At 61.6% G+C, this 14,763-nt stretch carries 22 protein-coding genes; 15 read left to right on the top strand and 7 right to left on the bottom strand.

The features are described from left to right. Position 1: 1 nt before the first annotated feature. Complete coding sequence (locus ADU59_RS06115) at positions 2-496, top strand: DMT family transporter (RefSeq protein WP_068952776.1); 495 nt, start codon at positions 2-4, stop codon at positions 494-496. A gap of 15 nt (positions 497-511) precedes the next feature. Continuing rightward, on the top strand, positions 512-952 hold the full coding sequence (locus tag ADU59_RS06110) for a VOC family protein (protein ID WP_068952774.1): 441 nt from the start codon (positions 512-514) through the stop codon (positions 950-952). Positions 953-992: 40 nt separating this feature from the next. Here the strand turns inward: ADU59_RS06110 and ADU59_RS06105 are convergent, their stop codons facing one another. Then, positions 993-1,631, bottom strand: coding sequence for a LysE family translocator (locus ADU59_RS06105; protein WP_068952772.1), 639 nt, complete (start codon positions 1,629-1,631; stop codon positions 993-995). 137 nt (positions 1,632-1,768) lie between these two features. Between ADU59_RS06105 and ADU59_RS06100 the strand changes: the two genes are divergently transcribed. Next, positions 1,769-2,479 (top strand): helix-turn-helix transcriptional regulator, encoded by a 711-nt coding sequence (locus ADU59_RS06100; RefSeq protein WP_068952770.1) that lies wholly within the window; start codon positions 1,769-1,771, stop codon positions 2,477-2,479. A 98-nt stretch (positions 2,480-2,577) separates the two neighbouring features. Here the strand turns inward: ADU59_RS06100 and ADU59_RS06095 are convergent, their stop codons facing one another. Further along, the gene (locus ADU59_RS06095) at positions 2,578-2,952 is read right to left on the bottom strand and encodes a hypothetical protein (protein ID WP_068952768.1); all 375 of its coding nucleotides are present in this window, start codon (positions 2,950-2,952) and stop codon (positions 2,578-2,580) included. A 210-nt stretch (positions 2,953-3,162) separates the two neighbouring features. On the opposite strand from ADU59_RS06095, the gene ADU59_RS06090 reads away from it, so the two are divergent. Further along, a complete protein-coding gene (locus ADU59_RS06090; RefSeq protein WP_202970061.1) occupies positions 3,163-3,498 on the top strand; it encodes a hypothetical protein in 336 nt (111 codons plus the stop codon). A 27-nt stretch (positions 3,499-3,525) separates the two neighbouring features. Here ADU59_RS06090 and ADU59_RS06085 read toward each other — a convergent pair whose 3' ends face one another. Together ADU59_RS06085 and ADU59_RS06080 are read right to left on the bottom strand one after the other, a co-directional pair. After that, complete coding sequence (locus tag ADU59_RS06085) at positions 3,526-4,377, bottom strand: metallophosphoesterase (RefSeq protein ID WP_068952766.1); 852 nt, start codon at positions 4,375-4,377, stop codon at positions 3,526-3,528. Between the two features lie 75 nt (positions 4,378-4,452). Further along, entirely contained in the window at positions 4,453-4,929 is a 477-nt protein-coding gene (locus tag ADU59_RS06080) for an Lrp/AsnC family transcriptional regulator (protein ID WP_068952764.1), read from the bottom strand. A 111-nt stretch (positions 4,930-5,040) separates the two neighbouring features. Between ADU59_RS06080 and ADU59_RS06075 the strand changes: the two genes are divergently transcribed. Then, positions 5,041-5,589 carry an RBBP9/YdeN family alpha/beta hydrolase gene (locus tag ADU59_RS06075; RefSeq protein WP_083198175.1) on the top strand — a complete coding sequence of 183 codons (549 nt, stop codon included), beginning with the start codon at positions 5,041-5,043 and terminating at the stop codon, positions 5,587-5,589. Positions 5,590-5,661: 72 nt separating this feature from the next. Here the strand turns inward: ADU59_RS06075 and ADU59_RS06070 are convergent, their stop codons facing one another. Next, entirely contained in the window at positions 5,662-6,261 is a 600-nt protein-coding gene (locus tag ADU59_RS06070; protein ID WP_068952762.1) for a superoxide dismutase, read from the bottom strand. Positions 6,262-6,505: 244 nt separating this feature from the next. Between ADU59_RS06070 and ADU59_RS06065 the strand changes: the two genes are divergently transcribed. Together ADU59_RS06065 and ADU59_RS06060 are read left to right on the top strand one after the other, a co-directional pair. Next, the gene (locus ADU59_RS06065) at positions 6,506-6,835 is read left to right on the top strand and encodes a hypothetical protein (protein WP_068952760.1); all 330 of its coding nucleotides are present in this window, start codon (positions 6,506-6,508) and stop codon (positions 6,833-6,835) included. 117 nt (positions 6,836-6,952) lie between these two features. Then, positions 6,953-7,843 (top strand): dihydrodipicolinate synthase family protein, encoded by an 891-nt coding sequence (locus ADU59_RS06060; RefSeq protein WP_068952758.1) that lies wholly within the window; start codon positions 6,953-6,955, stop codon positions 7,841-7,843. A gap of 93 nt (positions 7,844-7,936) precedes the next feature. On the opposite strand, the gene ADU59_RS30575 is transcribed toward ADU59_RS06060, so the two are convergent. Beyond that, the gene (locus ADU59_RS30575) at positions 7,937-8,113 is read right to left on the bottom strand and encodes a hypothetical protein (protein ID WP_158515702.1); all 177 of its coding nucleotides are present in this window, start codon (positions 8,111-8,113) and stop codon (positions 7,937-7,939) included. 247 nt (positions 8,114-8,360) lie between these two features. On the opposite strand from ADU59_RS30575, the gene ADU59_RS06055 reads away from it, so the two are divergent. After that, entirely contained in the window at positions 8,361-8,873 is a 513-nt protein-coding gene (locus ADU59_RS06055) for a hypothetical protein (protein WP_068952756.1), read from the top strand. A gap of 248 nt (positions 8,874-9,121) precedes the next feature. Here ADU59_RS06055 and ADU59_RS06050 read toward each other — a convergent pair whose 3' ends face one another. Next, on the bottom strand, positions 9,122-10,009 hold the full coding sequence (locus ADU59_RS06050; protein WP_068953713.1) for a branched-chain amino acid aminotransferase: 888 nt from the start codon (positions 10,007-10,009) through the stop codon (positions 9,122-9,124). 153 nt (positions 10,010-10,162) lie between these two features. On the opposite strand from ADU59_RS06050, the gene ADU59_RS06045 reads away from it, so the two are divergent. The 7 genes from ADU59_RS06045 to ADU59_RS06020 all read left to right on the top strand — a co-directional run bounded on the left by ADU59_RS06045 (position 10,163) and on the right by ADU59_RS06020 (position 14,676). Further along, a complete protein-coding gene (locus ADU59_RS06045) occupies positions 10,163-11,203 on the top strand; it encodes a zinc-dependent alcohol dehydrogenase family protein (RefSeq protein WP_068952754.1) in 1,041 nt (346 codons plus the stop codon). A gap of 164 nt (positions 11,204-11,367) precedes the next feature. Beyond that, complete coding sequence (locus tag ADU59_RS30840) at positions 11,368-11,535, top strand: Thivi_2564 family membrane protein (protein ID WP_099050760.1); 168 nt, start codon at positions 11,368-11,370, stop codon at positions 11,533-11,535. Positions 11,536-11,601: 66 nt separating this feature from the next. Further along, on the top strand, positions 11,602-11,811 hold the full coding sequence (locus tag ADU59_RS06040) for a hypothetical protein (RefSeq protein ID WP_068952752.1): 210 nt from the start codon (positions 11,602-11,604) through the stop codon (positions 11,809-11,811). Positions 11,812-12,028: 217 nt separating this feature from the next. Next, the gene (locus ADU59_RS06035) at positions 12,029-12,604 is read left to right on the top strand and encodes a dual specificity protein phosphatase family protein (protein ID WP_068952750.1); all 576 of its coding nucleotides are present in this window, start codon (positions 12,029-12,031) and stop codon (positions 12,602-12,604) included. A 201-nt stretch (positions 12,605-12,805) separates the two neighbouring features. Then, entirely contained in the window at positions 12,806-13,456 is a 651-nt protein-coding gene (locus tag ADU59_RS06030; RefSeq protein WP_068952748.1) for a haloacid dehalogenase type II, read from the top strand. A gap of 17 nt (positions 13,457-13,473) precedes the next feature. Then, positions 13,474-14,241 carry a trans-aconitate 2-methyltransferase gene (gene tam / locus ADU59_RS06025; RefSeq protein ID WP_068952746.1) on the top strand — a complete coding sequence of 256 codons (768 nt, stop codon included), beginning with the start codon at positions 13,474-13,476 and terminating at the stop codon, positions 14,239-14,241. A 192-nt stretch (positions 14,242-14,433) separates the two neighbouring features. Further along, complete coding sequence (locus ADU59_RS06020; protein ID WP_139093149.1) at positions 14,434-14,676, top strand: hypothetical protein; 243 nt, start codon at positions 14,434-14,436, stop codon at positions 14,674-14,676. Positions 14,677-14,763 lie beyond the last annotated feature (87 nt).

Genomic DNA, 14,763 nt, shown 5'->3' with positions numbered 1-14,763 from the left:
GATGCAATCCATCACGTTTCTTGTTGCCGCGCTGATCTCCGGGGCGCTCGTCCCCCTGCAGGCCGGCGCCAATGCGGCCCTCGGCAGGGCCCTGGGACATCCGCTCTGGGCGACGATGATATCGCTGGCGGTGAGCGCCATCTGCGTCGTGCCGGTCCTCCTGGCGCTTCGGGTTTCAGGCCCGTCGTTTGCCGGGCTGGCCAGCCAGCCCAAATGGATATGGATCGGTGGTATCGTCGGGGTGATCTACATCACCGCGGCACTTCTGCTGGCGCCGAAGCTGGGTGCCGCCAGTTTCATGACCGCCGTCATCGCCGGCCAGATCCTGGCCTCGATGGCCATCGATTATTATGGTCTGGTCGGATTTGAGGCCAGATCGATAACCGGCCCCCGCCTCGCTGGTGCCGCTCTCGTCGTCTTGGGCGTGCTTGTCATGCAGGGGCCAGGCCTCTGGCGGCTCATCCAGTCCGGCACGCACATGTCCATCCAGAACTGAAAAAAGGAGAACCGCATGACCGATATCACTCAAACGCAAACGGCCGAATATACGCTCGGCGAAAACGCGGTGCCCGTCCAGGTGCGGATCGCCCGGCCAACCGACAAGTTCAACGATGTGATTGCCTTCTACAGGGATGGCCTCGGTTTGCCGGAACTTGCCCGCTTCGAAGCGCATAACAACTATGACGGCGTCATGCTGGGACTGCCCGGAAAGGCCGTGCATCTTGAATTCACCCATCATGGCGCCGGCAGCCCCTGCCCGGCCCCCAGCCTCGACAACCTCATCGTCCTCTACGTGACGGATATCGCCGCCTATGACCGGCTGAACGCCCGCATGCAGCGGATGGGCCATGCGCCGGTCGAGCCAGAAAATCCGTACTGGCTCGGGCGCAGCTTCACCTATGCGGATCCGGATGGCTGGCGCGTTGTCGTCTGCCGCCAAACGGGGATCTGAACGCTCAACATGCCGGGCTCAGGACCATCCCGTCCTGAGCCTATGCCAGCGTCCGCCACCCCTCCCAGGCCGTCAGCACAGCGACGATGATCAGCACGATACCGACCGTCTTGCCGACGATGGCGGTCGCACGCGGGCTTGCGACGATGACGTCACGGCTGCGGCCGGCGGCCAGCGCCAGGCCGCCATAGACGGCAAGCTGTGTCACCGAGATCATGATGGCCATGATCAGCGCCTGCGACCAGAGCGGGCCGAACTGGGGCTTGAGGAACTGCGGATAGACGGCGAACATGAACAGATAGGCCTTGGGATTGAGGATGCTGGTCAGCGCGCCGCGCCTAAAGCTCGTCCAGAGCGACAGCCGGGCACCCGGCTCGACCGAAGCAATCGCAATGCTGCTGCGGGCCAGCGACAGGCCGATCCAGGCGATATAGGCAGCCCCCGCCAGCAAAAGCACGTTGAACAGCTGCGGTACCAGATGCAACAGGAAGCCGACGCCCAGCGCCGCATAGAGCGTGTGAAAGACACCGCCCGCCATGATGCCGACCGTCGCGGTCAATCCCGATGCCCGCCCGCCGGTCAGCGCATTGGCCATGACGAAGACCATGTCCATGCCGGGCACGATGATGATGCCGAAGAGGAGCGTGAAGAAGAGCCAGAGGTTTTCCGCATAGGTCATGTCAGTTGTCCGTCTTTCCAGAGAGTGCCGCAATCGGTACAGCGCTTGTTTTTCAAGTGCTTTCGGACATGCTATAGCGCCACCCAACTGACAGGGTTCTGGCAGGAGCGTTTCGCCTGGACACGAAAAGAGACCCCATGCGCAAGGCATCGCGACTGTTCGAGATCATCCAGATTCTCCGGCTGGCGACACGGCCGGTGACGGCGGCGCAGATTGCCGAGACCCTCGAAGTGACCGTGCGCTCGATCTACCGCGATATCGCAGCGCTGCAGGCGATGCGGGTGCCGATCGAGGGCGGGCGCGGCATCGGCTATATCCTGCGCCCCGGCTTCGACCTGCCGCCGCTGATGTTCTCGATCGAGGAGACGGAGGCGATCGTGCTGGCGCTGGCGCTTCTGGAGCGCACCGGCGACGCCGAACTGAAGGATGCCGCCAAGCGCGTCAACCAGAAGATCGCCGGCGCCATGCCGGCGCCGCTGCGCCAGGCGTTGCGCGCCAACGCCCTGCATGCCTGGGGCGCCATCGCGCCGCCACCCTCCGGGCTGGACCTTGCGCTGGTGCGCCGGGCGATCCGCGACGAACAGAAGCTGGTCCTCGACTATCGCGACGAACAAGGACGCGCCAGCCAGCGCACCATCCGGCCGCTGGCGCTGATCTACTACTCAGCCACGGCCGTGGTGGTCGCCTGGTGCGAGCTGCGCCAGGCCATCCGCAATTTTCGTGCCGACAGGGTGGAAAGCTGCGAAGCCACGCAGGCGCATTTTCGCGGCGAAGGCGACGGGTTGCGGGATTTGTGGATCAGGGGATGGCAGGTGAATAGCGTGGCGGTCGGAGAGAGCGTAGAGTGATGTTGAGTCGGGTAGGCCGTTTACGCTTGCGCCGTGTTAGCCTCGGCTGAAGGTGCGGTGGCTATTTCGTGCCAATAAAGGTTCGCCGCATGGCACGCCTACGGCAATGTAAAATCGACTTTTCTGGCTCCAATATAGAAGCCACCAGCGCGAACTTCCTGGATCGTGCGATCCAAAAAACCATCACAGGCGAAATCCACATAGGTCAATCCGGCCTCCATAATGACCGCGATTCCGAAAGACACGACGATTGATGACGTCTTAAGGCGCTGTTCAAGCTTGAACTCCTCCACGTCCTGAAAATTCACGAAACACTGTCTTCGGGTCGTTTGAGGGTTGAGGTCGTCCTGACAATTCAGAACAATTTGAATATCGGGACGGGGGCCACGAGCGTAACTAATAGATATGTCTTCGAGAACGGAGTCGTTGAAGTTATCGAAGCGAAGCAAAATTTCCGAAACTGTGTTTGACATCTGCGCACCTGCTGAACATCTGAAGGCCTTTGCAACGGCAGAACACCACAGTCACTCAAGGTCCGCAACCGGCCAACAGCCGCCCCATCCTGAACCTCACGTCCCGCCCGTGTTCGCGGCAGGCCCCGGCAATATCAGCAATCACGGATGAAATCCTTTCCGGAATGAGGCAGACTGCGCGAATCTGCACTTCATTCGGGGACTGCTCTCTTGCTCCAGAATATCAAATATCGCCTCGGCGGCCTGTTCATCCTTGCCGTCGGTACAGCCATCGGATGGTATTTTCTGTACGAGCCGCTTCAGGCGGCCAAGGCCGGCGCACCGGAAGTGCGCTATTCGCTCAAAGCCTTTTTCCTGGTGCCGTTCTGCGTGGTGTTCGGGCTGGCCTTTACCCTGTTCGGCACCGGCCTCGATTACCGCGATGCGGAGCGCAATACCCTGAAGCCGCTCGGCTGGGTGCTGTTCGCCGTGGTCCTCGTCGTCACCGCCGCCGGTTTCTGGTGGTTCAAGGAACAGTTTGCCGCGTTGGGTTACCACGACGCCTGAGCCGCAGGGATCACCGTTTCCCCTCCGCTATGCGCGGATGGGAAGGATCCTGCTGTCTTCGCGGCCGAAACCCTCGATCGCGATCCGGTCTTCGAAAATCTCGACGATCGCAAAGGTGTTTTCGTGCCGTGTATCGACCATGCCCTTGAAGGTGACGAATGGACGGCCATCCACTTCGCCGACATTGCCATCGTGGTTGTGGCCGCAGAAATAGCCCTTGAAGCAGGCAAAGCCGGTGAGCAGATCGATGATCCGCTGGCTGTCCCACATATTGTGCGCGTTGGGCGGGAAGACCGGATAGTGGCCGAACACCAGAACGGCCTCGCCATCGGCCTTGGCCTTTTCCAGAACGCCGGAGAGCCAGGCAAACTGCGCGTCACTGAGCGAGCCGTTCCATGTGTGCGCGTTGATCGCGCCTTCATCCTGCAAGGCGCCTAACCGTTCGGTGGCGAGTGCATTGCGCGGATCGCCTGACGGAGTGGAAAAGACACTGACATCGCTGCCGTCGAGGACGGCGAAGCGCCAGTTGCCAATGGCAAAATCATAATAGCGGCCGGGCATGCCGAGACGCGCGGATACCTCGCCGAGATGCTGCGGCGCCACCGCGAAATCGTGATTGCCGAGCAGGAACAGCCGCTTGTGGCGCAGCGTCTCGTAGACCGGCAGGATATCGCCGAAACTCGCCCAGTCGCGATCGATGACATCGCCGAGCGTCATGACGAAATCGAGTTCCGTCGCATTGAACACCGAAACGGCTTCAGCGAGCTTGGCAAGGCTTCCCGCGTAGTATCGGTTGAGCGCCGCATTCGGCGCGATATCGGCATATTGCGGATCGGCGACGATGCCGAAGCGGAGGATGGGGGCGGATAGATCGGACATGACCGCTGCTTAATTCAGCACTGTGACGCAGCGGTGACACGGAGCCATGTGGCAATCCGAAATCCGCTCCGTGATTTACAGTCTTTGCAGCAAGGCACGGCCGATGGCTTTCGGCGGTTCGCTACGCAGGACAAGCGATGTGGTCACCGCCCCGTACCGGGCGATGGTGTCGACGATCGTTTCCAGCTCTCCCGGCGTCGGTACCAGCACCTTCAGCAGAAAACAATCCTCGCCGGTCAGGCGCAGGACCTCCATGACATGCGGCATTTCGGAAAACAGTTTAAGGCAGGCGCGGATATGCTCATGCGTGGTGCGCAGGCGGATGACCGCCATCATCCCCAGGCCGATGGCGGCGGCATCGATGCGCGCGCCATAGCCGGAGATGATGCCTTTCTCCTCCAGCCGTTTGACGCGCTCCGATGTCGCCGGCTGGGAGAGACCGACCCGGCGTCCCAGCTCCGAAATGGCGATGCGGCCGTTTTCCTGCATCACTTCGAGAATGGCGATATCGGTCGGATCGAGCATCGGCCGGTCCGTGTCTGCAATTCCCATGTTTCACCTTCAATCCATCGGCAACACGCTGTGTTTTCCGATGAATTCTCATTCCAAACCGCAGCCATGTCCATCATCTTTGCAGCGTTGACGGTATTTTCAGGAGAGACCATGACGGACATCATCATTTTGCCGGGGATCGGCGGATCGGGCGCAAGCCACTGGCAAACGCTCTGGCAGACGGCGGACGCCCGGATGCGACGCTTCCAGCCATCGAACTGGGACCGGCCGGAGCTTGAGGACTGGATTGCCGCGCTGGAGCGCGACGTCGGCCGCTCGGCAAGCCCGCCGCTGCTGGTGGCCCATAGCCTCGCCTGCCTTCTTGTCGCCCATTGGCAGAAAGTCTCCACCCTGCCCGTCGCCGGAGCGTTTCTGGCCGCCGTTCCCGATCCCCGCTCCGGGGCATTCCCGCAGGAGGCGCGGGACTTTGCCGATCCGCCGGCCGGGCAATTGCGCATGCCGTCGCTGATCGTCGCCAGCAGCAACGATCCCTATGGCACGATCGGCTATCAGAGAGAACGGGCACAGGCGTGGGGCAGCGGCCTTGTCGAGATCGGCGCGGCCGGACATATCAACGGTCAGAGCGGCCTTGGCGACTGGCCGCATGGGCGCAACCTGCTGACCGCGTTTGTAGCCGGAACTGCGGCGTCCCGCCCCTGACGGAGACGGATTTTTCCCACAAAAAACCCGGCATCGCTGCCGGGTTTGATGGTCATCGCAGGGATGAAAACCTTATGCGGCGGCTTCGTAAAGCTCGAGCACGTAATCCCAGTTGATCAGGCTGTCGACGAAGGCTTCGAGGTACTTCGGACGGGCGTTGCGGTAGTCGATGTAGTAGGAATGTTCCCAGACGTCGACGCCGAGGATCGGCGATGCGCCATGCACCAGCGGGTTCTCGCCGTTCGGGGTCTTGGAGATTTCGAGCTTGCCGCCCTTGACCGAGAGCCAGGCCCAGCCCGAGCCGAACTGGCCAACGCCGGCAGCGATGAAATCGGCGCGGAACTTGTCGTAGCCGCCGAGATCGGACTTGATGGCCGCATCGAGCTTGGCCGGAAGCTGTGTGCCGCCGCCGCCCTTCTTCAGCCACTTCCAGAAATGCAGGTGGTTGTAATGCTGGCCGGCATTGTTGAACAGCGGCTGGTTGGTGCCGTAGGACTTCTTGACGATCTCTTCCAGCGACAGGGCCGAGAGACCGGCTTCGTCTGCCAGCTTGTTGCCGTTGGTCACGTAAGCCAGGTGATGCTTGTCGTGATGATACTCAAGCGTCTCGCGCGACATGTAGGGCGCGAGTGCATCGTAGTCGTAAGGCAGGTTCGGCAATTCGAAAGCCATGATGGTCTCTCCTTTAGCTGGCGGGGTTCATGAAATCCGAATGGAATTCATGAAGGAAATCGATGAGGCGGAACATAGGCACCACGGCCCCAACAGGCAACTGCCGTCATGCCAAATTTCGCTACAGGCTTGGAAAATACTTTCGCCAAGCAGTTGTTCCTCGTGCCGTTATGGGCACAGAATGGACATGATGCACCGGCAGGGTCGCCGACTGTTTCGATCCGCAATAAGGCAAGGAAATCAGATGTCTTTTCACCGCCGCACCGCCCTGATCGCCGTTTTCGCCGCCGGGCTGATGCCTGTCGCCGCCGCCGCCTCTTCGGACGATGCATGGGATGCCCTGCGCGCCGACGTCTCTGTGAAATGCCTGGAGGCTGCAGCCGGATCGATCGAAACGCCGCAAGCCGTCGTCGATCCCTTCGGCTCGGAAAACTTCGGCTTGGCGCTGGTCAGCGGCAAGCCGAAGGGCGCGGATGGCCGGATCACGCAGATCTGCGTCTACAACAAGCAGACCAAAGCTGTGGAGCTGGGCGGCGAATTGACGGACGAGATGCTGAACGCGCCGGCAAAATGACACCCGATAAAATGATACAGGGACAATCCCGGCGTTGACCTTCGGCCGCCCAACGATCACGCTTGCCGGGATCAGTAGCCGCCTTCCAGAACCCCTTTTCCAGAACAGAGATCCGATATGCTGTTTCATGGCCTGTCCGCCTTTCCGATCACACCCGCCGACAGCCACGGACGCGTCGATACCGAAGCGCTGGGCGCCCTTCTGACGCGCATCGGCACGGCCGGGGCTGATTCCGTCGGCCTGCTGGGCAGCACCGGTTCCTATATGTATCTCAGCCGGCAGGAGAAGCGGCGGGCGATCGAGACCGCCGCCGTGAGCCTCGGCGGGCGCACGCCCGTTATCGTCGGTGTCGGTGCATTGCGCACGGACGAATCGATCGCGCTGGCGCAGGATGCCCGCGATGCCGGCGCGCAGGGGCTTTTGCTGGCGCCGGTCTCCTACACGCCGCTCGGTGACGATGAGGTGTTCACGCATTTCGCCGCCGTCGCGGAAGCGACCGCGCTGCCGCTCTGTGTCTACAACAACCCGGGCACGACGCATTTTTCCATCAGCGACGCGCTGCTGACCCGCCTTGCGGACATCCCGACCATCGTCGCGGTGAAAAATCCGGCCCTGGCGGCCGCAAGCATGCCCGCCGCCCATCGCGCAACGCAGGCTGCCGTTCCCGCCGGTTTCGCCATCGGCTACAGCGGCGACTGGCTGGCGGCGGAGGCCATCCTGTCCGGCGGCGTTGGCTGGTACAGCGTCATTGCCGGGATCTTGCCGGAACCATCCGTCAAGCTGATGCGGGCGGCCCAAGCCGGCGATCGCGCCGAGGTACAGCGCATCCATGCTCTTTTCGAGCCGTTGTGGACATTGTTTCGCGAGCTAAGCAGCTACCGCGTCGTGCACGCTGTGGCCAATCTGCTCGATCTCAGCCGCTTCGATCCACCCCGGCCGATTTTGCCGCTCACCCCGGCCGACCGGCGCAGGATAACGGCAGCGCTCGACAGCCTGTCGGCGGTCTAACGGTCAGATCATCGGGACGAATCAGGGTGTCGAGGAATGCCGGATATCCGGCAGGCGCGGCTCAGAAGTCCGCGCCCATTTTTTACAGAACGCCTATTGTACGAAGGCAATCAGAGTAGCGGCGGCACCGACAGTCAGCAGCGCCACGGCGCTCAGACGCAACAACATGGCGGTGTCTTCCCGCGCAGGAGCGGGCTGAAGATGCGCAGCCGGCGCGTTATCGCGCCCGTTAAACTGCCGCGATACGCCGGCACCATGACCATTCAGCATGAAACGAAATCCTTTTTCGGTTGGCCTGAATGCGCCGGTCCAATCGCCTCACACGGGGCGATGGTTGCCGGCACGCTGCCATTTTGCGGCGCACCCTTATCCGAATTCAATTGCACAGTCATCCCTAACATATCAAAATCCCCACGAGGTTCGCGGCCAAATGGCAATATTTCTGCCAGACAGCGGCAGGCGGCGGACGGGCTGACAGTTTCTGCGCATCGATTTTCATCACTCAGGGGGAATTTCCATGGCCAATCCGTTGTCCACGCTCGGCATCGTCCATACCGTCATCAGCATCGCGCCCATCGTGGCCGGTCTCTATTCCTTTTCGAAATACGCGGCCATCGTGCCCACATCCAGTTCGGGCCGGATCTACATCATCACGCTGATCCTGTCGGCGGTGACATCCTTCGGCCTGTCGAGCACCGGCGGCTTCAATGCGGGGCACGCGATCGGCATCCTCGCCATTCTCGCCGTCGTCTTCTCGCTGATCATGGCCAGGCTCGGCTGGTTCGGCCGCCTCAACCGCTACCTGCAGGCACTGTCGCTGTCCTTCACCTTCTTCCTGCTGATGATCCCCGGCATCAACGAAACCCTGTCACGCCTGCCGCCATCCAGCCCGATCGGCAACGGCCCCGATTCGGCCCCGGTGCAGACGGTCACGGCCATCTGGGCGGTGATCTTCCTTGCCGGCATCTGTCTTCAGGCCTGGCTGATGCACCGCCGCGCGGGAAGCGCAGGGTTGTCTGCCGGGCTGTGAGGTTGGCGGGACGTCGCGTCGCCTCGGGCGCGCAATGAGCGACACCCGGTGGCGGCCGTCATCGAGGATAAGGATGAAAGTGCGGCCTCCGAGGCGTTGAAAGAAGCGATTCCTTTCAACGGGTAACGCCGCTTTCCAGCCAAGACGGATGAACCAGGTGCGCCCGGGTACAGCCCCTCATCCGGCCTGTCGGCCGCCTTCTCCCCGCAAGCGGGGCGAAGGACATTGCGGCGACCTGCGCCTTTGCCTCACAAATCCGACGCGGCCGAGTGCGCCCAATCCATATACAGATCCTTCGCCTTGGCGGCGATCGGGCCCGGTTGCAGGTCGCGGTCTTCGAGCTTGGTGACGGGCACGACCTTGGAATAGTTGCCCGAGGTGAAGATTTCGTCGGCGCCTTCGAAATCGGCAAGCGTCAGGCTGGTCTCGACCACATCGAAGCCGGCGTCGCGCAACAGCGTGATGACGCGGGTGCGGGTGATGCCGGCGAGGAAGGTGCGGTTGGCGGCGGGCGTGAAGACGACGCCATCTTTCACCATGAAGACATTGGACGAGCCGGTTTCGGCGATATTGCCGAGCATGTCGCGCACCAGCGCATTCGAGAAGCCGCGCTTGCGCGCCTCGATCAGGATGCGGCCGTTGTTGGGATAGAGGCAGCCGGCCTTGGCGTCGGTCGGCATGCATTCGATCGTCGGGCGGCGGAAGGGAGAGACGGTGAGCGACTGGCCACCCGGCCCCTCGCCCATCGGCGCTTCGAACAGGCAGAGCGCAAACCGGGTCGAATCCGGATCGACCGCGACGACGCTGCCGGGCATGCCGTGTTCGCCCCAGTACATCGGCTTGATATAGATCGCCGTCTTGCCGTCGAATTTCTTCACACCTTCCCAGGCGAGGCCTTCGATATCCTCGGCCGTTACCACCGGCTTCAGGCCGAGCGCCAGGGCCGAGCGGTTGACGCGCTGGCAATGCAGATCGATGTCCGGCGCAATGCCGTCGAACCAGCGGGCACCGTCGAACACGGTCGAGCCGAGCCACATGGCATGCGAGGTCGGGCCGATCAGCGGCGGATTGCCGGAAAGCCATTCGCCATCGACATAGGTCCAGGTTGTGCTGCGCGGGGAAGTCTCGACGGCCATGACGGTCTCCTGTTTTGTCTTTGTCGTATCCGGCATAACCGGAAAATCGAGAAACGGGGTAAATAGGTACATCAAAAAAAGTCATGCCGTCCAATCTGGATCGCAAAGGACGGCTCGCATAGTCTGCCGCCGCAAGCAAAAAGGACCCGTTCGATGAAAGCCATGTATTACGACGTCTTCGGCAAGACACCCGATATCCGCGTGCTGCCGGACCCGACGCCCAGCGACGATGGCGTCGTCATCAAGGTGGAGGCGACCGGGCTTTGCCGCAGCGACTGGCATGGCTGGATGGGCCATGATGCCGATATCGCCCTGCCGCATGTGCCGGGCCATGAGCTGGCCGGCACCGTGGCGGCCACCGGAAAAGGCGTGCTGCGCTACAAGATCGGCGACCGGGTGACGGTGCCGTTCGTGTCGGGCTGCGGCCGCTGCGGCGAGTGCCATTCGGGCAATCAGCAGGTCTGCGCCAACCAGTTTCAGCCAGGCTTCACCCATTGGGGCTCGTTTGCCGAATATGTCGCCATCGATTTTGCCGACCAGAACCTCGTGCATCTGCCCGAGAACCTCGATTATGCCACGGCCGCCAGCCTCGGCTGCCGCTTTGCCACATCCTTCCGCGCCATCGTCGATCAGGGCCGGGTGCGCGGCGGCGAATGGGTGGCGGTGCATGGCTGCGGCGGTGTCGGCCTGTCGGCGATCATGATCGCCACGGCGCTGGGCGCCAATGTCATTGCCATCGATATTTCCGAGACCAAGCTCTCCTTTGCCCGCGAGATCGGCGCGGTGGCCACCATCGACGGCAGCGTTACGGGCGATGTGGCGGAAGCCGTGCGCGAGATCACCAGGGGCGGCGCGCATGTCTCGATCGACGCACTCGGCTCGCCCGTCACCTGCTTCAACTCGATCAAGAACCTGCGCCGCCGCGGCCGCCATGTGCAGGTCGGCCTGATGCTCGGCGAGCATGCCAGCCCGCAGATCCCGATGAGCCAGGTGATCGGCCACGAGCTGGAAATCTACGGCAGCCACGGCATGCAGGCCTGGCGCTACCAGGAAATGATGGCGATGCTGGAAACCGGCAAGCTCAACCCGCAAAAACTGATCGGCCGCCATATCAGCCTGGAAGAGGCCGTGCCGGCGCTGACGACGATGGATACCGCGCAGGATCTGGGGATCAGCGTCATCACCCGGTTCTAGGGCACACCAACCTCTCTCCATGATGGTCCGGAGCGGAGCGCGTGACACTATAACCCGCTTTGCGGCACAGATTTATTCCACCCTGCCATGCTTCCATTCAGGACGACGCGCCCTATTTCAGCCTTAACCGCTGAAAAGCGTCGTTCTTTTATGGAGTGGAATAAATGGCATCATCCATGCTGATCAGTATTCTGATCACGTTTCTCGTTATCGTGCTCGTTCTTTATCTTGTTGCCAGGCTGCCGATCGACGGCCGCGCCAAGCAGATCGTCCGGATCATCGTGATCATCATCGGCATTATTTCACTGCTGAAATATCTCGCCGTGTTTTAACATGCGCACGGGAGAGCAATCTCCCGCCGCCACCCATCCTGGAAATTTCAGAGCGAGTTCATCACATTGACCGATAAAAACGATGCCAAGGCGCCTGCAAAGGTCACAGTGCGACGCAGCCAGGACGAAACGTCCGCCGCCGCGCTGGGCATCATCAACGCGGAACTGGTGGCGCGCAACAAGAAGACGGCCATGCTGAAAGCCCTGCGGCTCGGCCAGCAGCCAAGCGTGGACGAAAAGCCGGTGAAGAAGGCCGCACCCAAAAAGAAGAAGTGACGATTGCGGCCTTGCCGGACCACCGGCTGCGGCAATCGAGTCGGTTATAATGTTTTCGTGGAAACATTATAACGAAGCTTGTCATTTGAGGCTGGAGCCACTGCCGCACCCGGACGGACCCGCGCCGTCCTGCCCTGCCTGTTAAAAAACCCTCTTCCCCCGCCCCCGTCCTCGCTGATATTTTCGCCGGCAAGGCAACGGAATCACGAGGCGACCCATGGCACTTGCGGCCGAAAGGCAGGCGGCTGAGAAGCAGGCGGATGCGCTCTATGTGCCGCTGCTCGGCACCAATCCGTCCCATCCGAACGGCTGGCCGGTCCGGATGATCGTCGCCTCGCAGACCGAGGCGCGGCACAACCGGGCGATCTACGCGCCGAGCCATCTGATTTCGATCCGGGCGGATGGCACCAAGCTTCTGTCGATGATCGACCTGCCGGCGGAGCGGCATCTGCAACTGCTGTTCGGCGATGTCACCGACCCCGACGAGCCGGATGCGGCGCGGGCGGCACATATCGAACAGGCGTTTGCTTTCATCGATGGCCTGCCGGAGGATGCGCATCTGCTGATCCATTGCCTGCGCGGCATCGGCCGCTCGACGGCGCTGACGCTCGGCATCCTCGCCCGCTATATGCAACCGGAGGAGGCTGCGGCTGCCCTGCACGCATTGCGGCCCGAGGCCAAGCCGAACCGGCATGTGACCGGCCTTTGCGACACCGCACTCGGCCTCAAGGGAAAGCTCGCCCGGCAGGCGTTGCGTTTTCCCGCCAAGGTCTGGAAACCCACCAAGAGTTGATCCGGGTTTTGCCGGGAATCATTGTGCATCGCACAAATTTTTGACATGATCCCAGCGAAAGAACCGTATTCATACGGTGATCGTATGATGTCTGCCGACGGCAAGACCCGGCGGCGGAAAAATGCGATCGATCAAGGCGCTGCCATCTCTTTTTCCCATGTTGAAAGAGATCCGGCGCGAAGGGAATGACGGGAGGGTTTTATGTCTCATGCGGCCTATGTGTTCGATGCCTATGGCACGCTGTTCGACGTGCATGCGGCGGTGCGCAGGCATGCCCCGGCGATGGGAGCCGACGGCCAGGCCTTTTCCGATCTCTGGCGGGCCAAACAGCTGGAATATTCCTGGATCCGGACGCTGATGGGCACCTATACCGATTTCTGGACGCTGACCGAACAGTCGCTCGACTATGCCTTTGCCCGGTTTCCCTCAGCCGACCGCACATTGAAAACGGCCCTGCTCGACGCCTACTGGCATCTCGATTGTTATCCGGAAGTGCCCGGCGTGCTGAAACACCTGAAGGATCGCGGCGCGCGCATCGCCATCCTGTCGAACGGCACACCGCAGATGCTGCAATCGGCGGTGAAGAAGGCCGGGCTCGATCTCATCATCGACGATATCTTCTCGGTCGAGACGGTCAAATCCTTCAAGACCGCGCCTGCGGTCTACGACATGGTGACGACCACCTACCGGCTCTATCCCGACGCCGTATCCTTCCAGTCCTCCAACCGCTGGGACATCGCCGGTGCCACCAAATTCGGTTTCCGGACCGTCTGGATCAACCGCGGCAACATGCCGGACGAATATGCCGATTATGGCCCGTCGCTGATCCTGCCGTCGCTGGAAAGCCTCTAATCACAGAAGGACAAGAGATGTCTTGGTCTGCCGAACAGTACATGAAATTCGAGGACGAACGGACACGGCCGGCCCGCGATCTGCTCGACCAGATTCCGAACCTGCCGGACGGTCCGCTCTACGATCTCGGCTGCGGGCCCGGCAATTCGACGGAGCTGATCCATGACCGGTTTCCCGCCTATCTCCTGACCGGCATCGACAGCGACGAAAACATGCTGACGGCGGCCCGCAGGCGAATGGCGAATACCCGCTTTGAAAAGGGCGATCTGGCGCAATGGGCGCCGCCCCAGCCCGCCGTTCTGCTCTTCGCCAACGCCGTCTTTCAATGGCTGCCGGACCATCTGGCCATTCTCGACCGGCTGATGGACCAGCTCATTCCCGGCGGAACGCTTGCCGTGCAGATGCCGGACAATCTCGACGAACCGTCACATGCCTCGATGCGCTATCTCACGGAAGACGCACGCTTTTCCAGATTTTATACGGATGGCAGCCGCCGTGCGCGCCTGCCCGCGCCGGCCGTCTATCTCGACCGGCTGACGGCGAAATCCATCCGGATCGACGTCTGGCACACGATCTACTACCACCGTCTGGCCAATGCCGAAGCGATCGTCGAATGGGTGAAGGGCACCGGTCTTCGCCCCTATCTCGACGCACTGCCGGCAGAGCTGCGCGAAACCTATCTTGCCGCCTATCTCGAACGCATTCGCGAGGCCTATCCGCCGCTGGCCGACGGGCGCGTGCTGCTCAAATTTCCAAGGCTGTTTCTGGTGGCAGTCAAGCGGTAAACCGGGCGGTTCGCACAAGGCCAGTTGGAGCCGTCTGGAGCCCTCGCGGTCACCATTTTCGCCTCTGCGGCGGGGAGGAATATCTGGCCTTCGGCGGCCTGCATCTCCGGTTTCATTTTTACCATAATACAATCTAGGGTATTGCGTATTTCCGCAACGCACATACTCTCTCGCCAAGATCGGAGAGAGAGTATGACGTGGATTTCCTTTGTAAAACGGATGCTTGCGCTGCCGGTGCTGGCCCTTGCCGGCGCCTATTCCATTATGGCGATATGGCATCAACTGATCCGTCACGAGATCATCGAGAACACCACATTCATGTGGTTTCCAACCGTCGCCATCGTCTGGGGCTGCTTCTGTCTGGTTGCCTGCACGCTGCTTGGCTGGCCGGAAAAACAGGCCGACGAACAGGACACGTCTTCCGAGGATAATTGATCTCTTACGGGGTGCGATTGCTGTCCCTTACGCCCAGCGAACCGGCACGGTGACTGCACACAAGACCGGGCATTCTTCCAAGACTGC

It is taken from the genome of Pararhizobium polonicum (assembly GCF_001687365.1).
GTDB classification, from domain to species: Bacteria; Pseudomonadota; Alphaproteobacteria; order Rhizobiales; family Rhizobiaceae; genus Pararhizobium; species Pararhizobium polonicum.
The sequence above is the reverse complement of the archived record's forward strand: the minus strand, read 5'-3'. Positions and strand labels throughout refer to the sequence as shown.